The 22,326-nt window shown below is 35.4% G+C and carries 24 protein-coding genes and 1 pseudogene; 12 read left to right on the forward strand and 13 right to left on the reverse strand.

Going from position 1 to position 22,326, the window contains the following annotated elements:
• Window positions 1-2: 2 nt before the first annotated feature.
• From D2K40_RS02980 to D2K40_RS03000, 6 genes are all read left to right on the forward strand, one after another.
• Window positions 3-1,115 carry a DUF58 domain-containing protein gene (locus D2K40_RS02980; protein WP_117152842.1) on the forward strand — a complete coding sequence of 371 codons (1,113 nt, stop codon included), beginning with the start codon at window positions 3-5 and terminating at the stop codon, window positions 1,113-1,115.
• Window positions 1,112-2,410 carry an APC family permease gene (locus D2K40_RS02985; RefSeq protein ID WP_117152844.1) on the forward strand — a complete coding sequence of 433 codons (1,299 nt, stop codon included), beginning with the start codon at window positions 1,112-1,114 and terminating at the stop codon, window positions 2,408-2,410. The genes D2K40_RS02980 and D2K40_RS02985 overlap by 4 nt, the downstream gene beginning before the upstream one ends.
• A 98-nt stretch (window positions 2,411-2,508) precedes the next feature.
• The gene (locus D2K40_RS02990) at window positions 2,509-3,111 is read left to right on the forward strand and encodes an alpha/beta hydrolase (protein ID WP_117152845.1); all 603 of its coding nucleotides are present in this window, start codon (window positions 2,509-2,511) and stop codon (window positions 3,109-3,111) included.
• A 102-nt stretch (window positions 3,112-3,213) separates the two neighbouring features.
• Window positions 3,214-3,363 carry a hypothetical protein gene (locus D2K40_RS16330; protein ID WP_162879122.1) on the forward strand — a complete coding sequence of 50 codons (150 nt, stop codon included), beginning with the start codon at window positions 3,214-3,216 and terminating at the stop codon, window positions 3,361-3,363.
• A gap of 111 nt (window positions 3,364-3,474) precedes the next feature.
• Complete coding sequence (locus D2K40_RS02995; protein WP_117152847.1) at window positions 3,475-4,524, forward strand: lactonase family protein; 1,050 nt, start codon at window positions 3,475-3,477, stop codon at window positions 4,522-4,524.
• Window positions 4,525-4,659: 135 nt separating this feature from the next.
• Window positions 4,660-4,965 (forward strand): hypothetical protein, encoded by a 306-nt coding sequence (locus D2K40_RS03000; RefSeq protein WP_117152848.1) that lies wholly within the window; start codon window positions 4,660-4,662, stop codon window positions 4,963-4,965.
• Between the two features lie 48 nt (window positions 4,966-5,013).
• Here the strand turns inward: D2K40_RS03000 and leuD are convergent, their stop codons facing one another.
• The 7 genes from leuD to ilvB all read right to left on the reverse strand — a co-directional run bounded on the left by leuD (window position 5,014) and on the right by ilvB (window position 13,138).
• Complete coding sequence (gene leuD, locus D2K40_RS03005) at window positions 5,014-5,622, reverse strand: 3-isopropylmalate dehydratase small subunit (protein ID WP_117152850.1); 609 nt, start codon at window positions 5,620-5,622, stop codon at window positions 5,014-5,016.
• 76 nt (window positions 5,623-5,698) lie between these two features.
• On the reverse strand, window positions 5,699-7,114 hold the full coding sequence (gene leuC, locus D2K40_RS03010; RefSeq protein WP_117152851.1) for a 3-isopropylmalate dehydratase large subunit: 1,416 nt from the start codon (window positions 7,112-7,114) through the stop codon (window positions 5,699-5,701).
• Window positions 7,115-7,156: 42 nt separating this feature from the next.
• Window positions 7,157-8,233, reverse strand: a complete 1,077-nt coding sequence (gene leuB / locus D2K40_RS03015) for a 3-isopropylmalate dehydrogenase (protein ID WP_117152853.1) — start codon at window positions 8,231-8,233, stop codon at window positions 7,157-7,159.
• 42 nt (window positions 8,234-8,275) lie between these two features.
• Complete coding sequence (locus D2K40_RS03020) at window positions 8,276-9,802, reverse strand: 2-isopropylmalate synthase (protein ID WP_117152855.1); 1,527 nt, start codon at window positions 9,800-9,802, stop codon at window positions 8,276-8,278.
• Window positions 9,789-10,820, reverse strand: a complete 1,032-nt coding sequence (gene ilvC, locus D2K40_RS03025) for a ketol-acid reductoisomerase (protein WP_117152857.1) — start codon at window positions 10,818-10,820, stop codon at window positions 9,789-9,791. Before ilvC ends, D2K40_RS03020 begins: the two co-directional genes overlap by 14 nt.
• Window positions 10,821-10,883: 63 nt before the next feature.
• Complete coding sequence (gene ilvN, locus D2K40_RS03030; protein WP_117152859.1) at window positions 10,884-11,408, reverse strand: acetolactate synthase small subunit; 525 nt, start codon at window positions 11,406-11,408, stop codon at window positions 10,884-10,886.
• On the reverse strand, window positions 11,405-13,138 hold the full coding sequence (gene ilvB / locus D2K40_RS03035) for a biosynthetic-type acetolactate synthase large subunit (RefSeq protein WP_117152861.1): 1,734 nt from the start codon (window positions 13,136-13,138) through the stop codon (window positions 11,405-11,407). The genes ilvN and ilvB overlap by 4 nt, the downstream gene beginning before the upstream one ends.
• 750 nt (window positions 13,139-13,888) lie before the next feature.
• On the opposite strand from ilvB, the gene D2K40_RS03040 reads away from it, so the two are divergent.
• Window positions 13,889-14,347, forward strand: a complete 459-nt coding sequence (locus D2K40_RS03040) for a DUF6884 domain-containing protein (RefSeq protein WP_117152863.1) — start codon at window positions 13,889-13,891, stop codon at window positions 14,345-14,347.
• Window positions 14,348-14,412: 65 nt separating this feature from the next.
• On the opposite strand, the pseudogene D2K40_RS03045 reads toward D2K40_RS03040, so the two are convergent.
• Window positions 14,413-15,359: pseudogene (locus D2K40_RS03045) on the reverse strand (potassium transporter TrkG).
• 212 nt (window positions 15,360-15,571) lie between these two features.
• Here D2K40_RS03045 and D2K40_RS03050 point away from each other — a divergent pair.
• From D2K40_RS03050 to D2K40_RS03060, 3 genes are all read left to right on the forward strand, one after another.
• Window positions 15,572-15,814: a phage holin gene (locus D2K40_RS03050; RefSeq protein WP_117152866.1), complete on the forward strand. Its 243-nt coding sequence runs from the start codon at window positions 15,572-15,574 to the stop codon at window positions 15,812-15,814.
• Window positions 15,815-15,831: 17 nt separating this feature from the next.
• Window positions 15,832-16,647 carry an N-acetylmuramoyl-L-alanine amidase family protein gene (locus tag D2K40_RS16695; protein ID WP_117152868.1) on the forward strand — a complete coding sequence of 272 codons (816 nt, stop codon included), beginning with the start codon at window positions 15,832-15,834 and terminating at the stop codon, window positions 16,645-16,647.
• Between the two features lie 85 nt (window positions 16,648-16,732).
• Entirely contained in the window at window positions 16,733-18,520 is a 1,788-nt protein-coding gene (locus D2K40_RS03060; RefSeq protein ID WP_117152870.1) for a M3 family oligoendopeptidase, read from the forward strand.
• 12 nt (window positions 18,521-18,532) lie between these two features.
• Here the strand turns inward: D2K40_RS03060 and D2K40_RS03065 are convergent, their stop codons facing one another.
• Window positions 18,533-18,811 carry a hypothetical protein gene (locus tag D2K40_RS03065; protein ID WP_117152872.1) on the reverse strand — a complete coding sequence of 93 codons (279 nt, stop codon included), beginning with the start codon at window positions 18,809-18,811 and terminating at the stop codon, window positions 18,533-18,535.
• A gap of 72 nt (window positions 18,812-18,883) precedes the next feature.
• Between D2K40_RS03065 and D2K40_RS16750 the strand changes: the two genes are divergently transcribed.
• Window positions 18,884-18,991, forward strand: coding sequence for an alcohol dehydrogenase catalytic domain-containing protein (locus D2K40_RS16750; protein ID WP_373285538.1), 108 nt, complete (start codon window positions 18,884-18,886; stop codon window positions 18,989-18,991).
• Between the two features lie 98 nt (window positions 18,992-19,089).
• Here the strand turns inward: D2K40_RS16750 and spoVAE are convergent, their stop codons facing one another.
• Together spoVAE and D2K40_RS03080 are read right to left on the reverse strand one after the other, a co-directional pair.
• On the reverse strand, window positions 19,090-19,440 hold the full coding sequence (gene spoVAE, locus D2K40_RS03075; protein WP_117152874.1) for a stage V sporulation protein AE: 351 nt from the start codon (window positions 19,438-19,440) through the stop codon (window positions 19,090-19,092).
• An 88-nt stretch (window positions 19,441-19,528) separates the two neighbouring features.
• Window positions 19,529-20,029, reverse strand: a complete 501-nt coding sequence (locus tag D2K40_RS03080) for a YhcN/YlaJ family sporulation lipoprotein (RefSeq protein ID WP_117152876.1) — start codon at window positions 20,027-20,029, stop codon at window positions 19,529-19,531.
• A gap of 138 nt (window positions 20,030-20,167) precedes the next feature.
• Here D2K40_RS03080 and D2K40_RS03085 point away from each other — a divergent pair, with 138 nt between their 5' ends.
• The gene (locus D2K40_RS03085) at window positions 20,168-20,617 is read left to right on the forward strand and encodes a hypothetical protein (RefSeq protein WP_117152878.1); all 450 of its coding nucleotides are present in this window, start codon (window positions 20,168-20,170) and stop codon (window positions 20,615-20,617) included.
• 193 nt (window positions 20,618-20,810) lie between these two features.
• Here D2K40_RS03085 and nfsA read toward each other — a convergent pair whose 3' ends face one another.
• Together nfsA and D2K40_RS03095 are read right to left on the reverse strand one after the other, a co-directional pair.
• Window positions 20,811-21,557 (reverse strand): oxygen-insensitive NADPH nitroreductase, encoded by a 747-nt coding sequence (nfsA, locus tag D2K40_RS03090; protein ID WP_117152880.1) that lies wholly within the window; start codon window positions 21,555-21,557, stop codon window positions 20,811-20,813.
• A gap of 20 nt (window positions 21,558-21,577) precedes the next feature.
• On the reverse strand, window positions 21,578-22,312 hold the full coding sequence (locus D2K40_RS03095) for a hypothetical protein (protein WP_117152882.1): 735 nt from the start codon (window positions 22,310-22,312) through the stop codon (window positions 21,578-21,580).
• Window positions 22,313-22,326 lie beyond the last annotated feature (14 nt).

Raw genomic sequence — 22,326 nt, forward strand, 5'->3', positions numbered from 1 at the left:
ATATGAATATTGCTTGGTTTATTATCGTAACGTTACTATTTATTTTTGTGCAAAGCGTAGTTTTTCGTAAATGGGGGTTGCATGGAATAACGTACCAGAGGAGCTTTAATAAACGAGAAGTCTTTGCCGGTCAAAAAGTTAAAATGATTGATGAAATTGCAAATAAAAAAGCACTACCTTTACCTTGGGTTCGTTTAGAATCAAAAATAAATAAAAATTTACTATTAAAGCAACTTGATGATGACGTTTCAGATAATTTACAATTCCATCGGACGTTGTTCAGTTTCCTTCCATATCAAAAGATAACACGAAGACATGAGGTAACCTGTCTAAAGCGCGGAATTTATCCGTTACAATCAGTTTCTTTATCGATTGGAGACCTATTTGGTTTTGGTGGACAATTTAAACAATTCGAAACAAGCGCGGTATTGACAGTATATCCCAACTTACTTGATTTGCATGAACTACCGCTACCAGCTCACAGCTTTCTAGGGGAACAATCTGTAAAACGATGGATTATGGATGATCCGTTTATGAAGGTTGGAACACGAAATTATCATACTTCCGATCCGATACATTCAATTAATTGGAAGGCATCAGCGCGTACAAATCAATTGCAAGTAAATTTACATGATTATACTGCAGATAACCGTTTAATGATTCTCTTAAATGTTGATCAATCAGATGATGTTTGGCTACCAATTCAAAATGAAGATCTATTAGAGCAGTCGATTACATATGCTGCTTCTACGGCTCATTATGCAATTAAAAGAGGAATCGAAACCGGTTTTTCTGCAAATGCAATACTTGAAAAAGATAAAAATTTGCAAATTAAACCTTCTGTACATGTACCAATTGAAAATGGCGAAGCACATTTTTATGAGCTATTGGAAATAATGGCACAATTAACAAATAAACGCAGTGGGAACTTCCATCATTTATTGGAGGAAATAGTAGATAATCAAGTTAATCAAACTGATTTTTTAATTATCACTTCAAGAGTTACAGTCCAAATGAAACAACAGATTGAGAGACTTAAACGACAAGGTAATGCAGTAGACATAATGTGGATGAACTCAGAAGAAGGGGAACAAGAGAAAGGGGAAAAAGTATGAAATTTTTCTTACTTATAAGTTGGCATGTAGTAAAAGAATACCTTACATTGTTTCCTGTTATCCTTTTATTAACTGCTTTATTTGTGCCATCGCCACTAGAAATAGAGTGGTTAGTGACAGTTTTTCTTTTGTATGTACTAGGTTTATGTTTTGGGCGCATAAGCGGAACAAAAAAACGTTGGATACATATTGGGTTTAGTTTATTATGTGCTGTAATTGTTACGTGGCTATTCTATTCGACAATTATAAGTGGTGTAGCTTTATTTCTAATTGGTGGTATTGCAGCATTTCGTGGGATTCAATACAGCTATATAGAACGGCAATTATTACTGCCAATTCATTTTCAATGGTCTTTTGGAGTTTCATTCTATTTTATAGGGTACTTTTTATTTAAATATATTGAATCATTAGCAGAATATAATACGTTTATTACGGCGAGTGGTTTGATATTTCTTGTAATCTTACTATTCGTATCTAACGCGGATCATCTTCAGCAGGCGACTTTAGCAAAAAAGCCAAAAAACGCAGTTAATAAAGTAATTCAAAAACAAAATCGATTATATGTAGTTGTAACGTTAGGCGCTATTTTTTTGTTAACACAATTTGGCACGATTAAATCATTACTAAGTTTTGTAATAAGTGCATTGCTTAAATTAATAAGTGATGGTTCGCCAATAGAAGAACCGCTTGAACAAGGACCTGAAGAAAAGCCAATTAACTCTGTACAAGAAATAATAGAACCATCAATTTATGTAGAGATTCTAGAGATGGTTGCAACAGTTATAGCTTTTATATTCTTGATAATTGGTATTGGCTTCTTCTTATATAAAATTTCCAAGCATTTTCGTTATATTATGCAACAAATATTTCAAATTATCCATAAGTTGATCACGTTTTTTGGAAAGAAAAGCCCTGTAGCTGATAGTAGTGAAACATATAATGATGAAAAAGAAACGCTATTTGATCTATCTAATTGGCGTAAGAAAGTGCTTAATCAAACAAAGACTCTCGTGAAAAGGACCTTTTCACGAGAGAAAAGATGGGAGGAGCTTTCAGCTGTAGATCAGATACGTCTTTTGTATCGTAAATTAATCATAAAAGCACGGCGAAATGGTTACACCTTTAAAAAAAGTGAAACTGCTCATGAATGTTTATCCCGAATCGATTTGCAGCAGGCTATTTCCAAAGAGAAACAGGAACATTTAGATAAATTATATAATCAAGCACGTTATAGCAATAAAAAAATGAGTGAACTAAGTAAAGATGGTTTTATAGAACTATTGAATGAAAAATAATAAGTCTTCCTGTTAATTTGTTTCATTTGCTATTGGCTAAATTGTTTCTTATAATTATCTTGAATTCAAATTAAAATTAATTCGGAGGTAATCATAAAATGAAACATCTATTTAAAAAGGGAGATAATACCAAACCAACCTTACTTTTATTGCATGGAACAGGGGGAACAGAAGAAGATCTCTTGCCTTTAGCGGAAAGAATTGATCCTGAAGCAAACGTTTTAAGTGTGCGAGGTAATATCTCTGAAAATGGTCTGAACCGTTTCTTTAAACGATTGGCAGAAGGAGTTTTTGATGAAGAGGATTTAGTAAAGCAAACTAATGCGCTACATGAATTTTTAGAAGAATCTTCAAAAAAGTATCAATTTGATCAATCAAATATTGTTGCGATTGGTTATTCTAATGGTGCTAATATTGCAGGAAGTTTGTTATTTCATCATAAGCAAGCAATAAAGGGTGCTATATTGCATCATCCAATGGTTCCAAGACGTGGCATTACCTTACCAGAATTAAATGATGTGAACGTATTTATTGGAGCAGGTCATAATGATCCATTATGCACCGAAGCTGAATCAAAAGAATTAGCTGCTACTTTAGAATCAAACGGTGCAGAAGTAACTCTTCACTGGGAGAATCAAGGGCATCAATTATCCGCTTCAGAAGTAGAAGCAGCTAAAGAATGGTATAAGAATAATTTTTAATTGCTACTATAGACATAAATGAAAATGTCATCCTGCTTTACAAAATTTACAGGTTGTATTTCTGGACAATTAGTAAAAAGTATAAGCAGGGGGTGAAAACATATGCAAAAAAATAGAGGTATGATGCTTCCGATGCTTGCGTCAATTGGAGTAGGTGCTGCCACTTATTACAGCATGCGCCGTAACGGTGGAGGTAACAAAGCAATGAAACAAATGACCAATGCAATGAACCCAACAAACAATAAAATGTAATACTAAAGCGAGTAGGCGAAATCGTCTACTCGCTTTCCAATTGTATAAATAGCGATTTATATAGTGTTTTGTTATAATAAACAAAACGATACATAAAGGAGCTCTGCATTTATGGGGAAAAAATTAACTGGATATGTAGGAACATATACTAAGGCAGATAGTGAAGGAGTATACAAATTCACATTGGATTTAGACGATGAATCTATCACCGAGGTTACTCCTGTTGCAAAATTAAATAATCCAACATACCTTACTGTTACGAAAGATAATAAGTTTCTTTATGCAGTTTCAAAAGAAGGCGACAATGGAGGTGTAACAGCTTTTGCTATTGATGACGAAACAGGTGATTTAACAAAATTAAATAGTAAAGCGTCAGCAGGTTCTCCACCATGTCATGTAAGTGTGACAGATGATAATACAAATGTTGTAACAGCTAATTATCATACAAAAAAAATTAAGTCTTATTTAATCAATACTGATGGTTCGTTAAAATTAGTTGCTGATGTAGTTGAACATGAAGGTTCTGGCCCACATGAGCGACAAGAAAAACCACACATGCACTTTGCAGGTTTTACACCGGATGAAAAATATGTCATTACTATTGATTTAGGTAGCGATAGTTTGACCACATATGCTGTTAACAACGGTGAACTAACAAAAGTACACACGCTTAAAACAAAACCAGGGAGTGGCCCACGTCATATGGTTTTTCACCCAGATGGCAAACATGCTTACGTGATGACAGAGCTTACTTCTGAAGTAATTGTCTTAGAATATCATGCAGAAGATGGTCACTTTACAGAAAAGCAATATATTAATGCTATTCCATCGGATTATAATGATGTTAATGATGGTAGTGCAATTCATATAACTAAAGACGGTAAGTTTGTTTATGTGGCTAATCGCGGTCATAACAGTATTGCAGCTTATGAAGTAGATCAAGCAACAAATAAACTGACTCTAGTTGAGTCGAAGTCAACAGAAGGGGATTGGCCTCGAGATTTTGTTTTAGATCCATCAAACAGATATTTGGTTGCATCGAATCAAAAAACTGGTACATTAACTCTATTTCGTCGTGAAGAAACAACTGGCAAGTTAACGATGATACAAGCAGGAATTACTGCACCAGAAGCAGTTTGTGTGAAATTTTTGAATGACTAGGCTTATATTATAGAGAAAGCAAAGGACCATCTGTAAGCAGATGAGGTCCTTTGCTTTTTTTATGGTTAACTTTTTGTATAATTTAATAAATAAAAAACAAACTATAAAAAAGTGACTGATAAAGGAGATTGCAAAATGAAAGCTTTGTTAATAAGTATGTGCTCTTTGACATTTCTGCTACAACCAAGCATGACACAAGCAAAAGAGGTGTCTGAAGATAATCAACAGTCTGATCTTCATATTTGGGAGGTACAGGAGGTATCAGAGCATGAGATACCAATTTATTCGCATACATTTAATGTTTGGCATCATTTTATACAAAAAAAGAAAACATGTAATGTAACAAATAAAATTAGAGTTGAGGTTAAGTATTGTAAAGAACACGATCATTTTAAAACAGATGTCACCTCTGAGGAAGTAATCCATAGTCATAAACATTAGCTCCTCATGAAAAAAACCTCCAAATGGGAGGTTTTTAATTATCAACTATTAATTAGTGATTGTTTTAGGATACACAACATGTTTTTCTTCAAATTGATCAATTTTGTCAGCATTTGTTAACGTTACTGCAATTTCATCCCAGCCGTTTAACAGCATTTCTCTTTGATATTGAGGAAGGTCAAAGCTAGCTTCAAAACCCTCACTATCATATACTTTTTTTAATTCCAAATCTACAGTAAGCTTATATTCCTTACTCTCTGCATTGGTAATTAATTGTTGTGCTTCTTCATCAGTCAAGCGAACGGGTAAAATACCATTTTTGGTACAATTATTATAAAATATATCAGCAAAGCTTGGTGCTATAATTACTTTGAATCCAAAATCTTGTAATGCCCATGGTGCGTGTTCTCGTGATGAACCACAACCAAAATTGTCACCGGCTACTAATATGGAAGCATTTTTATATTTTGGTTTATTCAAAGAAAAATCAGGGCGGAGCTGATCTTTTTCATCATAGCGCCAATTGTAAAATAAGAATTCACCAAACCCTTGTCTTGAAATACGCTTTAAAAATTGCTTTGGAATAATTTGATCCGTATCGACGTTAGCTCGATTCAATGGATATACAAGACCAGTATGCGTACGAATAGGTTCCATTTGTAGTCCCTCCTTAACGTTTTCACTCAATCATTAAGAGGTGGATAGCCAAATTTATAATATTATCCACCACATGTTAGGCCGTTGGTACAGCCATTTTACGTACATCAACAAAGTATCCTTCAATTGCTGCAGCTGCTGCCATTTCTGGACTGACAAGGTGTGTTTGCGCACCAGCACCTTGGCGCCCTTCAAAGTTTCGGTTAGAGGTTGAAGCACAACGTTCTCCAGGTGGTACGATGTCACCGTTCATTGCAAGACACATGCTACACCCAGCTCCACGCCACTGGAATCCTGCATCAATGAAAATCCGGTCTAAACCAATTTCTTCTGCTTGTGTTTTTACAGTTTGAGATCCTGGTACGACAATCGCTCGAACGTCTGGGTGAACTTTTTTGTCACCAACAATTTCCGCTGCTCGTTGCAAATCAGCAAGACGCGAATTTGTACAAGAACCAATAAATACATGTTGGATTGGAACAGATGATATAGGTTGATCGGCTTCAAGTGCCATATATTCTAAAGCATGTTTTATTTCATTTTTATCACTTTCTGAAGTGGCATTTTCAGGGTTTGGTATATTTGCACTAATTGGAATACACATACTTGGATTTGTTCCCCATGTTACTTGTGGTTCAATCTCTTCTGCATCCATTTCCACCATGGCATCATAGGTTGCACCTTCATCACTAGCTAGTTGTTTCCATTCCGCTGCAGCTTTTTCAAAATCTTCACCCTGTGGGGCATACTTTCGACCACGTAGGAATTCAATTGTAGTCTCATCTGGACTTACTAATCCAGCACGCGCACCAGCTTCAATTGACATATTACATATCGTCATGCGGCCTTCCATTGAAAGGTTTCGGATTGCCTCACCCGTATATTCAATCACATAGCCTGTTCCGAATTTTACGCCGAATTTACCAATGATTGCTAGAATCAAATCCTTTGCTGTAATACCGACACCAAGTTTTCCGTTTATTTTTACATTTAATGTCTTTGGTTTTTGTTGCCAAACTGTTTGTGTTGCCAAAACATGTTCGACTTCACTTGTTCCAATACCAAATGCCAATGCACCAAATGCACCATGAGTTGATGTGTGACTATCGCCACATACAATGGTCTTACCTGGTTGTGTTAAACCTAATTCAGGTCCAATAACATGAACAATTCCTTGATGTTGATGGTTAATACCAGCTAAAGGAACACCAAATTCATCACAATTGATCTTAAGCTGATCCATTTGTTTTTTTGAAATTTCATCCTTAATCACGTTTCGATGAATGGTTGGAACATTATGATCCATCGTTGCAAATGTACGATTTGGTTGCCGAACAGTGCGTCCTTTTAAGCGCAAACCCTCAAAAGCTTGAGGGGAGGTAACTTCATGGACAAGGTGAAGGTCAATATAAAGAAGGTCTGGTTTACCTTCTTCCTGATGCACCACATGTTTATCCCAAATTTTTTCGATAACTGTTTTGGCTTTTCCCATGTTAGAAATCACTCCTTTGCTTTTAATTTAAAAAAATGAGGTTTATACTGTTTGATTAATAGCGGCAATGATAGCTTCTGTCATCTCTTTTGTGTTTACTTTTATCCCATTTTCAACGTGTAAATCAGCAGTATGATAGCCGTTATCGATACACTGCTCAATCGCTTCTTCGATTACTGCTGCTTCCTGTTCAAATGAAAAAGAATAGCGTAACATCATTGCAACAGATAGTAACATTGCGATAGGGTTCGCAATACCTAAACCAGCTATATCTGGAGCAGAACCATGTGCTGGTTCATATAAGCCAACCCCATTCTCAGCTAAACTTGCTGAAGGGAGCATCCCTAAAGAACCGGTTAAGACAGAAGCCTCATCACTTAAAATGTCACCAAACATATTCTCTGTTACAATGACATCAAATTGGCTAGGATTTGTAATGAGTTTCATGGCTGCTGCATCCACTAATACGTGTTCAACAGCTACATCTGGATAGGCAACTTTTTTCTCCTCAACAATTTCACGCCATAGTTTACTAGACTCTAAAACATTTGCTTTATCAACAGAGGTTAGTTTTTTCTTTCTTAGTTGAGCACTTTGAAAAGCTTTATCAATAATACGTTCCATTTCATTACGTGTATAACGAAGGGTATCAACAACAGAATTTCCGTTATCGTACCGTTCGCTAGGTGTGCCAAAATATAATCCGCCCGTTAATTCCCTAACGATTAAGAGATCACTGTCTTTAATGATCTCTGCTTTTAATGGAGAGGCACTTAATAGTTTCTTAAACCCTTTAACCGGACGTAGATTTGCATATAAATCTAGTGTTTTACGTATGCCAAGTAATCCGCGTTCAGGGCGAAGGTGAGAGGGGTTTTGATCCCATTTAGGTCCGCCAACTGCACCTAATAAAACAGCATCTGCTTGATTACAAGCTGTAACTGTTTGATCGGGTAGAGGAGTGCCATATAAATCGATAGCACTTCCACCAATTGTTTGAGAGTCAAAGATAAAGGTATGACCAAACTTTTTTCCAACAACTTGCAGTACCTCTGTTGCAGCATCTATAATCTCAGGTCCAATTCCATCACCGGGAAGAAGTACAATATTTTTATCCATAATTTATCCTCCGATTGATTAGACATTTCTTCCAATTGTTATTTACTGATTTTTAGTGAAAAAGATTCGATTTATCGCATTTAAGAAAGCATGTGCACTGGCTTCCAAGACATCTTGTGCAGTACCACGACCACTCATAGAAGATTGATACGTATCTACGATCATAGTCACATGTACTTCTGCTAACGCATCTTTTCCTTTACCAATAGAGCTTAATGTAAAATCAGTTAGTTGTATTTTTTCATCAATTAACGCTTCAATTGTATTATATAAAGCTTCTACACTACCTTGACCAGTTCGTGCCGTTTCCACCCTTTTACCATCTGGTGTGTTTAAAGCAACAGTAGCAGTTGGTAAGTTGTGTGAACCGTATTGTACTTGGAAAGATAGCAGTTCATATTTTTTAAGTGTACTTAGATCTACTTGAATATCAGTTAAAATAACAAATAAGTCATCATCTGTAACTTCTTTTTTACGATCTGTCAGAAGCTTAAAGGCTTTAAACGCTTCTGTAATTTGTTCCTCTGTTAGGGTGAAGTCAAGTTGCTCCACTTTATCCTTAAAGGCATGTCGCCCAGAATGTTTTCCTAATACTAAATTATTTGATTGAATACCGACTAATTCAGGTGTGATAATCTCATAAGTCTGTGCATTTTTTAGAACACCATCTTGGTGAATACCAGATTCATGAGCAAATGCATTACGTCCTACAATTGCTTTGTTGCCTGGTACTACCATTCCAGTAAACTTGCTAATTAGATCACTCGTACGTTTTATTTCTTTTAACACTAGAGTTGTTGTATAAGGATAAAAGTCTTCGCGTATCTTTAATGCAACAACTAGCTCTTCTAAGGCTACATTACCTGCACGTTCGCCAATTCCATTAATGGTGCCTTCGATTTGTGTTGCACCGTTTTGCATCGCTGCAATTGAATTTGCGATCGCCATACCAAGATCATCATGACAATGACAAGATAAATCTACTTTTTCAATGTTGGGGACGTTGTCTTTGATATAACGAAACATTACGCCATACTCTTTCGGTGTCGTGTAGCCAACAGTATCGGGTAGATTAATGACAGTTGCACCTGCATCAATCACCTTTTCAATAATGGATGCCAGAAAAGGTAAATCAGATCGAGAAGCATCTTCTGCAGACCATTCAACATCTTCACATTTTTCTTTAGCATAGCGCACCATTTCTACTGCTATTTCAGAGACTTCTTCCTGTGTTTTTTTTAATTTATATTCCATGTGGATAGGGGAGGTGGCAATAAAAACATGAATTCTTGGCTTCTTTGCATCTTTAATTGCTTCCCATGCACGATCAATATCTGATTTGTATGCGCGTGCTAGTGCTGTAACAGTTACCGTTTCTACTGTTTCAGCAATTTTTTTTACTGCTTCAAAATCACCTTGTGAGGAAGCAGGGAAACCTGCTTCCATCACATCAACACCTAAGCGTTCTAGTTGTTTGGCAATTTCAAGTTTTTCTAATTTATTCAAATTCACTCCAGGGGATTGTTCACCATCCCGAAGTGTTGTATCAAAAATTTTAATTCGAGTCATTCGAGACCACTTCCTTCTTAGCTTTTGCCTTTTGATTAACAAATGGCATTAATGCTCGAAGTTCTTTCCCTACCTTTTCAATTTGATGTTTGCTTTCACTAGCAGTTATTGCATTAAATTGTGGACGATTAACTTGGTTTTCCAAGATCCAGCCTTTCGCAAATACACCAGTTTGAATGTCTGTTAATACATCTTTCATGCGAGCTTTTGTTTCTTCATTAACAACACGTGGTCCAGAAACATAATCGCCCCATTGTGCTGTATCAGAAATAGAGTAACGCATACCCTCAAGTCCACCTTCATACATTAGGTCAACGATTAACTTCAACTCATGCAAACATTCAAAGTAAGCAACTTCTGGTTGATAACCAGCTTCTGTAAGTGTTTCAAAACCTGCTTTTACTAGACTAGTAACACCACCACATAAAACAGCTTGCTCACCGAATAGATCTGTTTCTGTTTCCTCTTGGAAAGAAGTTTGTAAAATGCCGGCACGTCCTGCGCCTATACCTTTTGCATATGCTAATGCTGTTTCAGTTGCTTTACCAGTATAATCTTGATAGATACCGTAAAGTGCAGGAACACCAGCACCTTCTTCAAATGTACGACGAACAAGGTGTCCAGGACCTTTTGGTGCAACTAAGAATACATCAACATCTGCTGGTGGTACAACTTGGTTAAAATGAACATTAAAACCATGTGCAAAAACTAGAGCATTTCCAGCTTCTAAGTGTGGTTCAATACTTTCTTTATATATAGTAGGTTGATATTCATCTGGTAATAAAACCATTACCACGTCAGACGCTTTCGTAGCATCTGCAACAGATTTAACTTCTACACCATCTTCAACAGCCTTATCCCATGATTTACCTTTACGAAGACCAACAACAACATCAAAGCCACTTTCTTTTAAGTTCAGCGCATGTGCGTGGCCTTGTGAGCCATAGCCAATGATTGCGATTTTTTTTGATTTTAAAACCTCTTCTTGAATATCGTTGTGATAAAGTACTTTTGCCATAATGAATACATCCTCTCAATTTTTGTTTTATATAGTAAATGTTTTATACATTTTACTTATGCATTAGTTTAATAATGAAAAAGAGTTGTTCTCTTGTAATGCTTGTGGTTGTTGACCACGTTGAAATGCAGTTAAACCAGTACGAGCTAACTCTTTAATCCCGTATGGTCTTAATAGGTCGATTAAAGCTTCCACCTTTTCGGACTTTCCTGTTACTTGAATCGATAAACTATCTTTACTAACGTCAATCACAATTGCACGGAATGGTTCAATAATACCTTGGATTTCAGCACGTAATTGACTGTTACTAACAATTTTTATTAATGCCAATTCACGAGCAACAATTGCTTTATCTGTAATATCAGAAACTTTTAGTACATCAATTTGTTTGTTTAATTGCTTGGTTACTTGTTCTAGTTTCTGACTTGCATCTACATCAACTACAATGGTTATCTTTGAAACACCTTCAACTTCAGTTCGACCAACTGAGATACTTTCAATATTAAACTGTCTTTTTTGCAATAATCCGGTAATTCGATTTAAAACACCACTTCGATTTTGAACAGTAGCTGTTATAATTCGTCTCATGGTTTCACTCCTATCATTTCATGAATACCTTTACCTGGGGCAATCATCGGATAGACATTTTCTTGTTGTAGCACCCGGCAATCAATAAGAACTGGTCCATCATAAGCGATAAGTTCAGGTAATTTTTTAGCTAAATCGGCTTGGTTATCAATTTTTGCGCCTTTAATATTATATGCCTCAGCAAGTTTTACAAAGTCAGGTTGAATACTAAAAACTGATTCAGAATAACGTTTTTCATAAAATTTTTCTTGCCATTGTCTAACCATACCAAGCGCGGCGTTATTCACGATAATGATTTTAACGGGTAAGCCACGTTCTTGTAAGATAGAAAGTTCTTGTAATGTCATTTGAAAACCACCATCACCAACAATCGCTACGACTGTATCATCAGGTGCTGCTAATTGCGCGCCGATAGCTGCAGGGAATCCAAAGCCCATTGTTCCTAAGCCGCCAGATGTAACCCACCTATTCGGTTTATTAAATTTATAATATTGTGCTGACCACATTTGATGCTGTCCAACGTCTGTAGTAACGATCGCATCACCTTTTGTTGTTTTATATACTTGATCAATTACCCACTGTGCAATCATGTCTGTTTCAGGATTGTTATACCATAGTGGGAAATTCTGTTTGTTACGTTCTACGTGCTCTACCCATTCACCATAGTCTCCAGTAGCTTTAATTTGTTTTAGCATTTTGTTTAATGCTAATTTAGCATCTGCTACTACAGGAATATGTGTTGTGACGTTTTTACCAATTTCAGCTGGATCTATGTCAATGTGTGCCACAATAGCTGATGGTGCAAAATGATCTAGGTTTCCTGTTAATCGATCATCAAAACGAGCACCAATATTAATTAAGACGTCACATTCATAGATTGCTTTGTTGGCTGCATACGTTCCATGCATTCCAGCCATCCCTAGAAATAATGGATGTTCTCCAGGAAACGCTCCTAATCCGAGTAGGGTAGAGGCAACTGGAATTTGATGTTCTTCAACAAATGCTTTTATTTCTTCTGATGCTTTACTAATAACGATTCCAGCACCAGTAAGAATGACAGGTTTTTTTGCTGTTGCTAAAACTTCACCAATCTTTTTAATTTGGATCGGATTCGGTTTGATTGTCGGTTGATAACCTGGCAAATTGAAATCTGTATCATAGTGATCTTCGCAAGGATTAGCTGCTAAATCTTTTGGTATATCAACAACAACTGGACCAGGACGACCAGTAGAAGCAATGTGAAATGCTTCTTTAACAACCCGTGGTAAATCTTTAATTGATCGTACTTGATAGTTCTGTTTTGTAATAGGAGTAGTAATCCCCATAACATCAGCTTCTTGGAATGCATCTGTACCAATTACACCTTGTGCAACTTGGCCTGTAAAAACTACAAGTGGAAGAGAATCCATCATCGCATCAGCAATACCAGTAACTAAGTTTGTTGCACCAGGACCTGAAGTTGCAATGACCACGCCAGGTTTTCCAGAAACACGAGCATAGCCTTCTGCTGCATGAATCGATCCTTGTTCGTGTCTCGCCAATACTTGATTAAACGATTCTTTAACCTTGTATAGTGCATCAAAAATAGGTAAGACAGCACCACCAGGATATCCGAATAATGTGTCAACTTCTGCATCAATTAAAGATTCGATTAGAAGATCGGCTCCTGTTTTAGGTGTTTTCTTTACTACCTGTTCTTGATCTTCATACTTTATCTTCGTCTTTACCATTTTAATCCCTCCTGAAAGTTATAAAGAATTTGTATAAAAGAAAAAAGACCTCACTTCTCCAAATAAACTGCATGTGTTGCAGTATTACAAGGGAGAAAAGGTCTTTGCTTTTCACGGTACCACCCTGATTCACAATACTTTAATAAGTACTGTCTCATGAAGTAATTGTTTAAAATATCACTTCTTTTAGTAACGAGTGAACTGTGATTCACCCGGCTAAATCTACTAGGTTATTAACCGTTCAATTTAACACTCCGAGACGATGTCAGAATAAGTTGCATTTCTGGGCTTCCAGCAACCCCAGATCTCTGTAAATGCAATTATTTATTCTTTTATTCTCTTCATCGATTTCATATATTTTTTTAAAGTAAAGTGACTATTAGTCATTCATTATACTGCTAATAAAAACAAATGTGACAAAATTAGAAGTACCTGGGTAATTCATTTACGGAATATTTAAAAAATTCAATGTAAATTAAGATAATGTTATTTCTTATAACTAACTATTTGATTGGTTGTCGATAATCATACAATCATTTTGACGTAAGGTCAACAGGTTTATTAAAAATTTTCTGAAATTTATAATAAATTTAGTTAATTTAGATAAATAAAAAAAGAAGATGGATAAAATAAGTAAGCTGAATTGCGCTTTTCATCAAATAGGGGACTAAAAATAATACTGTACAAAAAGTGTAGATGTTATGATAACATGAAATAATTTAATTGAGGATGAAGGGAAGGCGAATGTAAATGAAACAATTAGCTATAATTCCTTGTGGTCGAAAAAAGATCTGGGATATTGATTCTACTAAAGGACCTACGGAAGTGAAGGATGCATATATTAGTGTATTACATCGGTTGTGTGAACAATATGCGGAGATGTTCTGTAATCAATGGGTCGTATTATCTGCCAAACACGGTTACTTATTACCTCACGATATTGTCCCCGACAATTATGATTTAACATTTGGAATGAAAAAGGAACTTTCCGTAATAACAGAGGAAGAATTACTTGTTCAAATCGAACAAAAAGGGCTTATGAATTATGACCAAGTTATTGCGCTTACAGGTAAAAAATATCAACCTATTATCGAAAATACTTTTGGGACAGATATAAAAATTCACTACCCATTACTAGGTACAAAAGGCATAGGAGAGATGCAACAACGTTTGAAATATGCAATAGAAAAAAACATATCGTTACATTAGTCGGTAAGAACAGAATAAATTAATAGAAAAACACGTGAAGTATTGCTTGCTTCACGTGTTTTTCTTTATCCAGTATAAATATCACCTTTCGGATAGCGAATATGCGTATTCTGTGGTCTAGCTATTAAAAAGGCAAATGTCAGAGGGCCTAAACGCCCTATAAACATAAGGACCATTAGAAGTAATTTACCACCTAATGTTAATGAACCTGTTAGCCCCATAGATAATCCAACTGTTCCAAAAGCAGAGACAACTTTAAAGGGTTGTTGTATTCGATTGTAAAAATAACTAGTAAGGATATCACATTAAGTATTAGTGTACCAATTAACATTAATTTGGTATGCAATGTCAAAGGGAGCCAATCTTTATGCGCTTTTAAATCCGCAATAACTGTGAAGCCTATTCCACCAACAATGAACAGAAAAGTAATTACAATATTTACAACTGGATCATTTACGTGTCCCATTAAACTATCTGTCCATGTCGAAAATCCAGCATTATTAAATGCTGAAATAGTGTGGAAAAGACTATGGAAAAGTCCATCAGACCATCCATATTTAGGTATCCAATCTAGTGCAAGAATTATAAAAGCGATTCCTTCTACAATAACAACAAAACTCATTAGTAATTTAACTAACCGCACAACTCCTCCTGGTGCGTCTTGGTTGAAACTAGAGGATAAAAGGAGCCTCTGTTTAAAAGTGATTTTTCGACCAATGATTAGTAACGTAAAAATCGCAAAAGTCATTAGACCAATTCCACCAAATTGAATCATAATCATAATAATTGTTTGACCAAATCTAGTGAAGCTAACAGCTGTATCAATCACAATTAGACCTGTCACTGTGGTGGCCGATGTTGCAGTGAATAAAGCATCGATCCAATTTATAGAACCCGTTGTCGCTATTGGAAGTTTTAAAAGTAAAGTACCTATTAAGATGATTATAAAAAAACTAATTGCTAATATTTGTGGTGGAGATAGTATTAAAATTTTTGAATTTAATTTTTTCATAAGTACTCCTCTGCCTTCTTTATAGATTATATTCTACCATTAAAAAAATATTGGTAAACACTTTACATAGAAAAAACGCAGATTATATAGGTAGAGTAATTAATTTACAGGTGCAGATAAGTGAACGGCCGTTCCAAAAACTATCCCACGTGCAAATAATATAGTAGCGGTACAATCTATTAATGATGTAGCGCAATATAAAAAGTCTGGGGGTGAAGAATGTGAGTAAAGGTACGATCATTCGAACGGCTACTTTGCTTATTGCATTAGTTAATCAAGTGCTCGTGCTATATGGTAAATCGCCTTTACCAATCTCTGACGAGGTCATGGAGCAGTTTATTTCAACAGGATTTACGATTATTTCATCAATGGTTGCATGGTTTGGTAATAATTATGTAACAAAAAAGGGAAAGGAGCAACGAGACGTTTTAAAGCAACATGGACTATCGAAATAAGAAAAGAAGGTGAGTGTTTGAAGCCAGTTTTAATCATTGATCCAGGTCATGGCGGAGTTGATCCAGGTGGTGGCTCAAATAATGAGTGGGTTGAAAAGGATTTAACATTACAAATCTCATTATATCAATATAAAAGGTATCAAGAACTAGGGATACCAGTAGAGCTAACAAGACATGATGACAAATCACTCCCACCCGAAAAGCGCGTAGCTATTGTTCGGATGAGTGGGGCAGATTATTGCCATTCCAACCACATCAATGCCGGAGGAGGAGATGGTGCAGAATTTATTCATTCCATTTATAGTGATGGAAAAATGGCTAAACGATTAGCAACTAGTATATTAGACACTGGTCAAAATGTGAGGCGCATTTTCAGCAAAGTCTTACCATATAATAAAAATAAGGATTATTATTTTATGAATCGCGAAACAGGTAAAGTAGAAACAATTATAATTGAATATGGTTTTGCTGATTCACCTAAAGATGATCGTTCTCAATTAAAGGAGAACTGGAGAGATTATGCTGAGGCTGTTGTTAAAGGCTTTTGTGCATATGCCGGATATGACTATCATAAACCTATTTCTCGGGCAGAAAATGGACATGTTGACTGGTATGTTGGTAAACGAGTCGAGAGTAAAGTGAACAATCTTCGTTTTTATGAAGAACCTTCATGGGAAGATGATGCTTTAGTTAATACCATCAAAAAGGGGATAGGTTTCCCTAAAATTGTTGAAAAAGTAACTGTTGGGAATGGAGAGCAGTATAAAGTTGAAAATTCTAAAGGTGAAACGTATTATATCACTGCACATGAAAAATACGTCCAAGTCGTGTAAAGGGTGCTTCGGCATCCTTTTTTTCATTTTTCTGAGAAAAGTAGTAAAATAAAAATAATATATGAAATAGAAATGGGGAATTGACATGGTAATGAAGCAAGTTTGGAATTTAGACAGTATTTTTGCTGGAGGGAGTAATTCACCCGAGTTCACAGCTTATATGGAAAAGCTAAAACAAAATTTAGAATCACTAGAAAAACAAGTGAATCAATTTCAGGGATCAACACTAGATGAACTAAAGGAACCGTTCGACTCAATGATTGATTTAGTGCGAAAATGCACGGTTCAATTAGGAGAAATTTCTTCTTTTATCGGATGCCTGACAGCAGAAGATGTGCATGATAAACAAGCTAAACTGCTTGTTGGGAAAAGGAACGCGTATCAAGCTATGTTTGATAAAACATTAACAACATTCGATAATAACTTAACTGAAATTCCAGCAAATACTTGGACACTATTATGTGAGCAACCGTCCGTTAAGCCAATTGCTTTTGTGCTAAAAGAGCGTCGCAAACTAACAAAAGAAAAACTTCCTGCTGCACAAGAGGCTTTGCTAGCTGATTTAGCTGTGGATGGGTATCAAGCATGGGAAGAAATGTATGATGCAATTGTTGCAAAGATCATGATTTATTGGGAAGAAGCTAATGAGACGAAGCAATTGTCAGTTGGACAGTTGGAAAATAAACTAAGTGATAGCGACCGATCCATCCGTAAAATTGCGTTTGAAAAGTTAGCAGCAGCCTGGACAGAACAAACAGATCTTTTTACGGAGACCTTAAACCATTTAGCAGGATTTAGGTTGCAAACATACGCACATCGAGGCTGGGATGATGTCTTAAAAGAGCCTTTAATGTATAACCGAATGAAGAAGGAAACGATTAATGCAATGTGGCAAGCTATTAGTGAGAACAAATCTGTATTCTATACATACCTTAAACGAAAAGCAGAACTTTTAGGTGTGGATAAATTAAGCTGGTATGACCTAGAAGCCCCAATTACAACAGATACAAAGAAAGTTTCTTTTGATGATGCAGCAAGAACCATTGTAGAACAATTTGCATCGTTTAGTCCTAAAATGGCAAACTTTGCCCAACGTGCTTTTGATCAAGAATGGATTGAAGCAGAGGACCGTGCAGGAAAAAGACCTGGTGGATTTTGTACAAGTTTTCCTGATAGTAAACAAACTCGTATTTTTATGACCTATGGAGGAAGCGCTTCAAGTGTGGCTACGCTTGCTCATGAATTAGGTCACGCGTATCATCAGCACGTAATGGATGATTTAGATACGCTTAATCAGAATTATGCAATGAATGTTGCAGAGACAGCTTCTACGCTTGCTGAGATGATTGTAGCTGATGCAGCTGTAAAAAATGCCAAAACAAAAGAAGAGAAAATTACATTACTGGAAGATAAAATACAACGTAGTGTCGCCTTCTTTATGAATATTCATGCGCGTTTCTTATTTGAAACAAAATTCTATCAAGAAAGAAAACAAGGTACTGTACCCACTGAACGTTTAAATGAATTGATGAAAGAAGCGCAACAAGAAGCCTACGGCAAACAATTAGCGGAATATAATCCTACATTTTGGGCGTCGAAATTGCATTTTCATATAACCGATGTACCGTTTTATAATTTCCCTTATACATTCGGCTATTTGTTCAGTCTTGGCATTTACGCACGAGCGCTAGATAATCCTGCATCATTTGAGTCGTTTTATAATGCATTATTAAAAGATACAGGTAGGATGAATGTAGAAGAATTAGCCAAAAAACATTTACAAGTTAACTTGCAAGAAACAGCATTTTGGGAAGAAGGAATAAAGCTTTGTAAACAAGATGTAGAGGAATTTTTGCAACTTACCGAAAAATAGGACTTACTTCGTTCAAAGCTTGCGAAACGCTACAATGAAAGATTCTGGGTTTATTTTTGTTTGAAATGTTAGTACACCCTTATTTGTGTGGAGGTAAAGAAAATAGAAGTCACTTGATAAAGCTCTATATGAGATATCATGTACACTATTTATTGAAATGTGATTTTCAGTACTTATAATATAAGTTGAATACAAGTAAAGATCGTGTACAGTTTCATGTATGACTTGTTGATTATTAATAATTTTTCGTTCGATCATCACATAAGGATGTTGCGTAATTGCTTGTGACATAGAGGAACTCCTTTTCACTTGTATATATGTAGTATGTCATTTCACAGTTAATTTAGCAAAAATTCGAATCATATAGTAAAAAATTCAGTCTTAGATGTTGCTGGTATAATTGAAGCAATTGGAAAGGGAGTTACAACATATTCAGTAGGTGATAAAGTAATTATAAATCCAGAATTCTAATAATTTGGAAAAAGCGAAGAAATTTGGGAAGGTTGGACTTTGTAGTACAGCTGATTTTTTCATTATTAACGAAAAGCACAAGTATTAGCTTGTGCTTTTTATCCTTTGGGTTTGAAGAGAAGTGCACCAACCATTGCAAAGACAATTGCAGCGGAGATACCTGAACTTGTAACTTCAAACATACCGGTAACTACACCGATTAAACCGTGTTTTTCGGCTTCTTCCATAGCCCCATGTACCAATGAGTTACCAAAGCTTGTAATGGGGATAGTAGCTCCTGCACCTGCAAAGTCAATTAAAGGTTCATATAAACCAAAGCCATCTAAAACTGCTCCTGTAACAACTAAAATACTTAATGTATGTCCAGGGGTGAGTTTAAACACATCAAACATGATTTGCCCAATTACACAAATACTTCCTCCAACTAAGAATGCCCACAAAAAAACCATTGTTTTGTACCTCCATTTCAATCACAAGCATGAATCAGCCAGTAAGTTCAGCCAGTAAGTAATCTATCTTCTTATTATTTCTTTATTGTTAAGCATTATCCGTTAATAATTTTTTGATTTTTTTAAATCGCTTTTCTAACTTTTGGTTGGTAATATCGTTTTTTGCTTCTTCTTGAAGCTGGTTTATTTCAATAAAGATCTTTTGATCAGATGAGACGAAGAACTTTAAATCAGGATTATAATTCTCTAATCTTTTCTTCACTTTTTTCTCAATTTTTTGTTCATTGATTTGCTGAAAGGTTGTTGCTTTTATCGCAACAATTACTTCTTGTTTATGCTTCATACTTATAACGTCTGCTACAGAGTCAAAATCCTCTATTACTTGTCCGTTAATTTCATTGCTTATTAAATGATTGTCTCTTATTGGTTGTTTCACTTGTTGTAAATTATCATCTAATGGATTCGAAACTAAAGGTGGTTTCGCTTCCTGTTGACAACCGGTTAGAATAAGAATAATTAATAAAACACCCATTATTTGACGTGCGTGATGCTTTGACATGTTATCACCTACATTTCTTTTATGTTTCATTTTTAACTATCAACCTATAGTTTAAATAAAATCATTTTAAATATACGGTAAAAAAGATTTATATTTCACGTTTTTTGAAACTTTTTGTCACTTACTTACGTCATATAAAGAAGAGAGTTTTCATGAGGAGGAAAATTGGTGATAAAACGTTTTCTTGTTATGTCATTAGTTGTAGCGGGTCTTAGTGTGGCTATTTTTTATTGGGCTGGTGGATTAACAACAACCACATTAGCAGAGACATTATCGATTAAAGAAAATAAAGAGGCTTTTATTTTACATATGAGAATTGAAAATAGTGAGCAAGGTTTTCGTGTGTTACATTCATTGGAATATACAGGAGATGAACAAGTTACAATTGAACACCGAACACCACTAACATCTATTTCGATTGATGCAAGACAAAGTGATTTTACTGGTAGTACAACGAGTAAAACACTGCATCCTGGAGATTTCTACCGACCCGATAACACACCTGCTAGCTATGATTCATTAGAGGCAGGGCACCACGATGTATATATCCATTGCCAATTCTTTATAGAAGGCGAACCAGTAGATATTGAAATAGAGAAAGAAATTGTTTTTAATTAAACGCTTTTTTCTAAAGGATCGTTGTTTACGACACAGTTAAAATAGAATGCGCATTAACTCTTTGTTTCTCTGACCCGCTCCCAAGTGAAATGGACTCGCTTTCCGTGGGCAGGGCTTTATGATGGGGCGAGTAAGAGCCTAATTAAAAAAGCATAAAAACTAACCCCATTCATGTTATTGAATGGGGTTTTTGTCATCTTTTATTAAATAATTTTTCTTTAACGTATGTTGAGATACGTGCGCGTTTGGGATTTGCTATTGACTGCTTCACTTGGCTTGTCCATTTGTCGATACGTTGATTCTCTTTTCGTGTCTGATAATAATCCGAAATGGATGCATCAAATTTTTGTAATTGTGTTTTGTGCTCATCATCAGAGATATATTCATTCTCAAAGTAAATAGATGTTTTAGGTAATCTAGGTTTTTGATCAGGCGAATCGGCAGGGTAACCAATTGCCATTCCAAACAAGGGAATAACATGGCTTGGTAATTGAAATAAGTCATTCACTTTATCAATATCATTTCGAATACTTCCAATGTAACAGATACCCAGTCCCATTGATTCAGCTGCGATTGCTGCATTTTGAGCAGCTAATGTAGCATCAATAGTTGCAACTAAAAAATGTTCTGTATTTTCTAGATTTGTAAGCATATCCTGGTATTCCTCTTGTGTCGCATGTAATGTATGGCGATGAAAGTCAGCACAAAATAATAGAAAATGACCATTGTCTTTTATATAGGCTTGATTAGATATCGCAGCTAATTCCGCTTTTTTATTAGGATCTGTAACGCCAATAATGGAATAAGCCATTAAATAACTGGAAGTTGATGCGAAACGTGCAGCATCTACAATTGTTGTTATTTGTTGTTCTGATAATGCTTTATCCTGAAATTTTCGAATAGAGCGGTGATTTAATAATGTTTGGATTGTCTCATTCATTTGGTTAGATCATACTCCTTTTAGTTATCAGCAAGTGTTAGAGCTATTTCACGTGTTACCTGATCTGATTTTAACCAGTCAGTGATTATTTGGGATGTAGGTTCCTCGACAGCAGGTATCGTAGCAAGCACTGTCGAATCATCTTTCCATTCTATTTCTTGGATTGGCCATGAGAAGACACCTAGAGAAATGTTAGATTCACTTTTTAATGATATTGATTCCCATTTTTCAATATCAAATACAGCCAACTTATGTTTTTGCCATGTTTGATCGCTTGTATTACGCATAAATTGAAATAATAACTTTGTTTGATCGGGTGATGTTTTTACACTAGAAAAATTTGACATATCAGCCAATAAAAAGGAATTCCCTTGATCTGTATCTAATAAAAGATAAGAACAGCTTAGTTCTTGACAAGCAAAAGCCAGTAAATATAGTGAATCTCTTGATGTTGTATCTACCCTGGTTAATTCCATGTTATTAATAGCATTTGTTTGACTTTTGATTTGGGAAAGGTAATTTTTTAAAATTGGGACCTGATTTAAATTAATTAATACTTGTTCAGTTGGTAAATTAAATTCAATAATTTTTTCAACAGCATCTGTTTTCTTATCTTCAGATGGTTGCTCTACAATTGCAACACTTTCATTTTGAATTTCATTTGTTTCAATTTTTTTAATTGCTGGTGTTTGTTCAGAACATCCTATAAGTAAAACGATTAATGTAATGATCCATGTTACACAATATTTACTCAATTTAAATCGCTCCT

It is taken from the genome of Paraliobacillus quinghaiensis (assembly GCF_003426025.1).
GTDB lineage: Bacteria > Bacillota > Bacilli > Bacillales > Amphibacillaceae > Paraliobacillus_A > Paraliobacillus_A quinghaiensis.

Bases quoted from the DNA above. Each gene is read 5' to 3' on its own strand.
- nfsA (WP_117152880.1), bottom strand. From the start codon at position 21,557: ATGAATGAGACAATCCAAACATTATTAAATCACCGCTCTATTCGAAAA.
- leuC (WP_117152851.1), bottom strand. From the start codon at position 7,114: ATGGGAAAAGCCAAAACAGTTATCGAAAAAATTTGGGATAAACATGTG.
- D2K40_RS02990 (WP_117152845.1), top strand. From the start codon at position 2,509: ATGAAACATCTATTTAAAAAGGGAGATAATACCAAACCAACCTTACTT.
- leuD (WP_117152850.1), bottom strand. From the start codon at position 5,622: ATGGAACCTATTCGTACGCATACTGGTCTTGTATATCCATTGAATCGA.
- D2K40_RS02985 (WP_117152844.1), top strand. From the start codon at position 1,112: ATGAAATTTTTCTTACTTATAAGTTGGCATGTAGTAAAAGAATACCTT.
- ilvC (WP_117152857.1), bottom strand. From the start codon at position 10,820: ATGGCAAAAGTACTTTATCACAACGATATTCAAGAAGAGGTTTTAAAA.
- D2K40_RS03000 (WP_117152848.1), top strand. From the start codon at position 4,660: ATGAAAGCTTTGTTAATAAGTATGTGCTCTTTGACATTTCTGCTACAA.
- D2K40_RS03080 (WP_117152876.1), bottom strand. From the start codon at position 20,029: ATGAAACATAAAAGAAATGTAGGTGATAACATGTCAAAGCATCACGCA.
- D2K40_RS03020 (WP_117152855.1), bottom strand. From the start codon at position 9,802: ATGACTCGAATTAAAATTTTTGATACAACACTTCGGGATGGTGAACAA.
- D2K40_RS02980 (WP_117152842.1), top strand. From the start codon at position 3: ATGAATATTGCTTGGTTTATTATCGTAACGTTACTATTTATTTTTGTG.
- D2K40_RS02995 (WP_117152847.1), top strand. From the start codon at position 3,475: ATGGGGAAAAAATTAACTGGATATGTAGGAACATATACTAAGGCAGAT.
- spoVAE (WP_117152874.1), bottom strand. From the start codon at position 19,440: ATGGTTTTTTTGTGGGCATTCTTAGTTGGAGGAAGTATTTGTGTAATT.
- D2K40_RS16330 (WP_162879122.1), top strand. From the start codon at position 3,214: ATGCAAAAAAATAGAGGTATGATGCTTCCGATGCTTGCGTCAATTGGA.
- D2K40_RS03040 (WP_117152863.1), top strand. From the start codon at position 13,889: ATGAAACAATTAGCTATAATTCCTTGTGGTCGAAAAAAGATCTGGGAT.
- D2K40_RS03060 (WP_117152870.1), top strand. From the start codon at position 16,733: ATGGTAATGAAGCAAGTTTGGAATTTAGACAGTATTTTTGCTGGAGGG.
- leuB (WP_117152853.1), bottom strand. From the start codon at position 8,233: ATGGATAAAAATATTGTACTTCTTCCCGGTGATGGAATTGGACCTGAG.
- ilvN (WP_117152859.1), bottom strand. From the start codon at position 11,408: ATGAGACGAATTATAACAGCTACTGTTCAAAATCGAAGTGGTGTTTTA.
- ilvB (WP_117152861.1), bottom strand. From the start codon at position 13,138: ATGGTAAAGACGAAGATAAAGTATGAAGATCAAGAACAGGTAGTAAAG.
- D2K40_RS03065 (WP_117152872.1), bottom strand. From the start codon at position 18,811: ATGTCACAAGCAATTACGCAACATCCTTATGTGATGATCGAACGAAAA.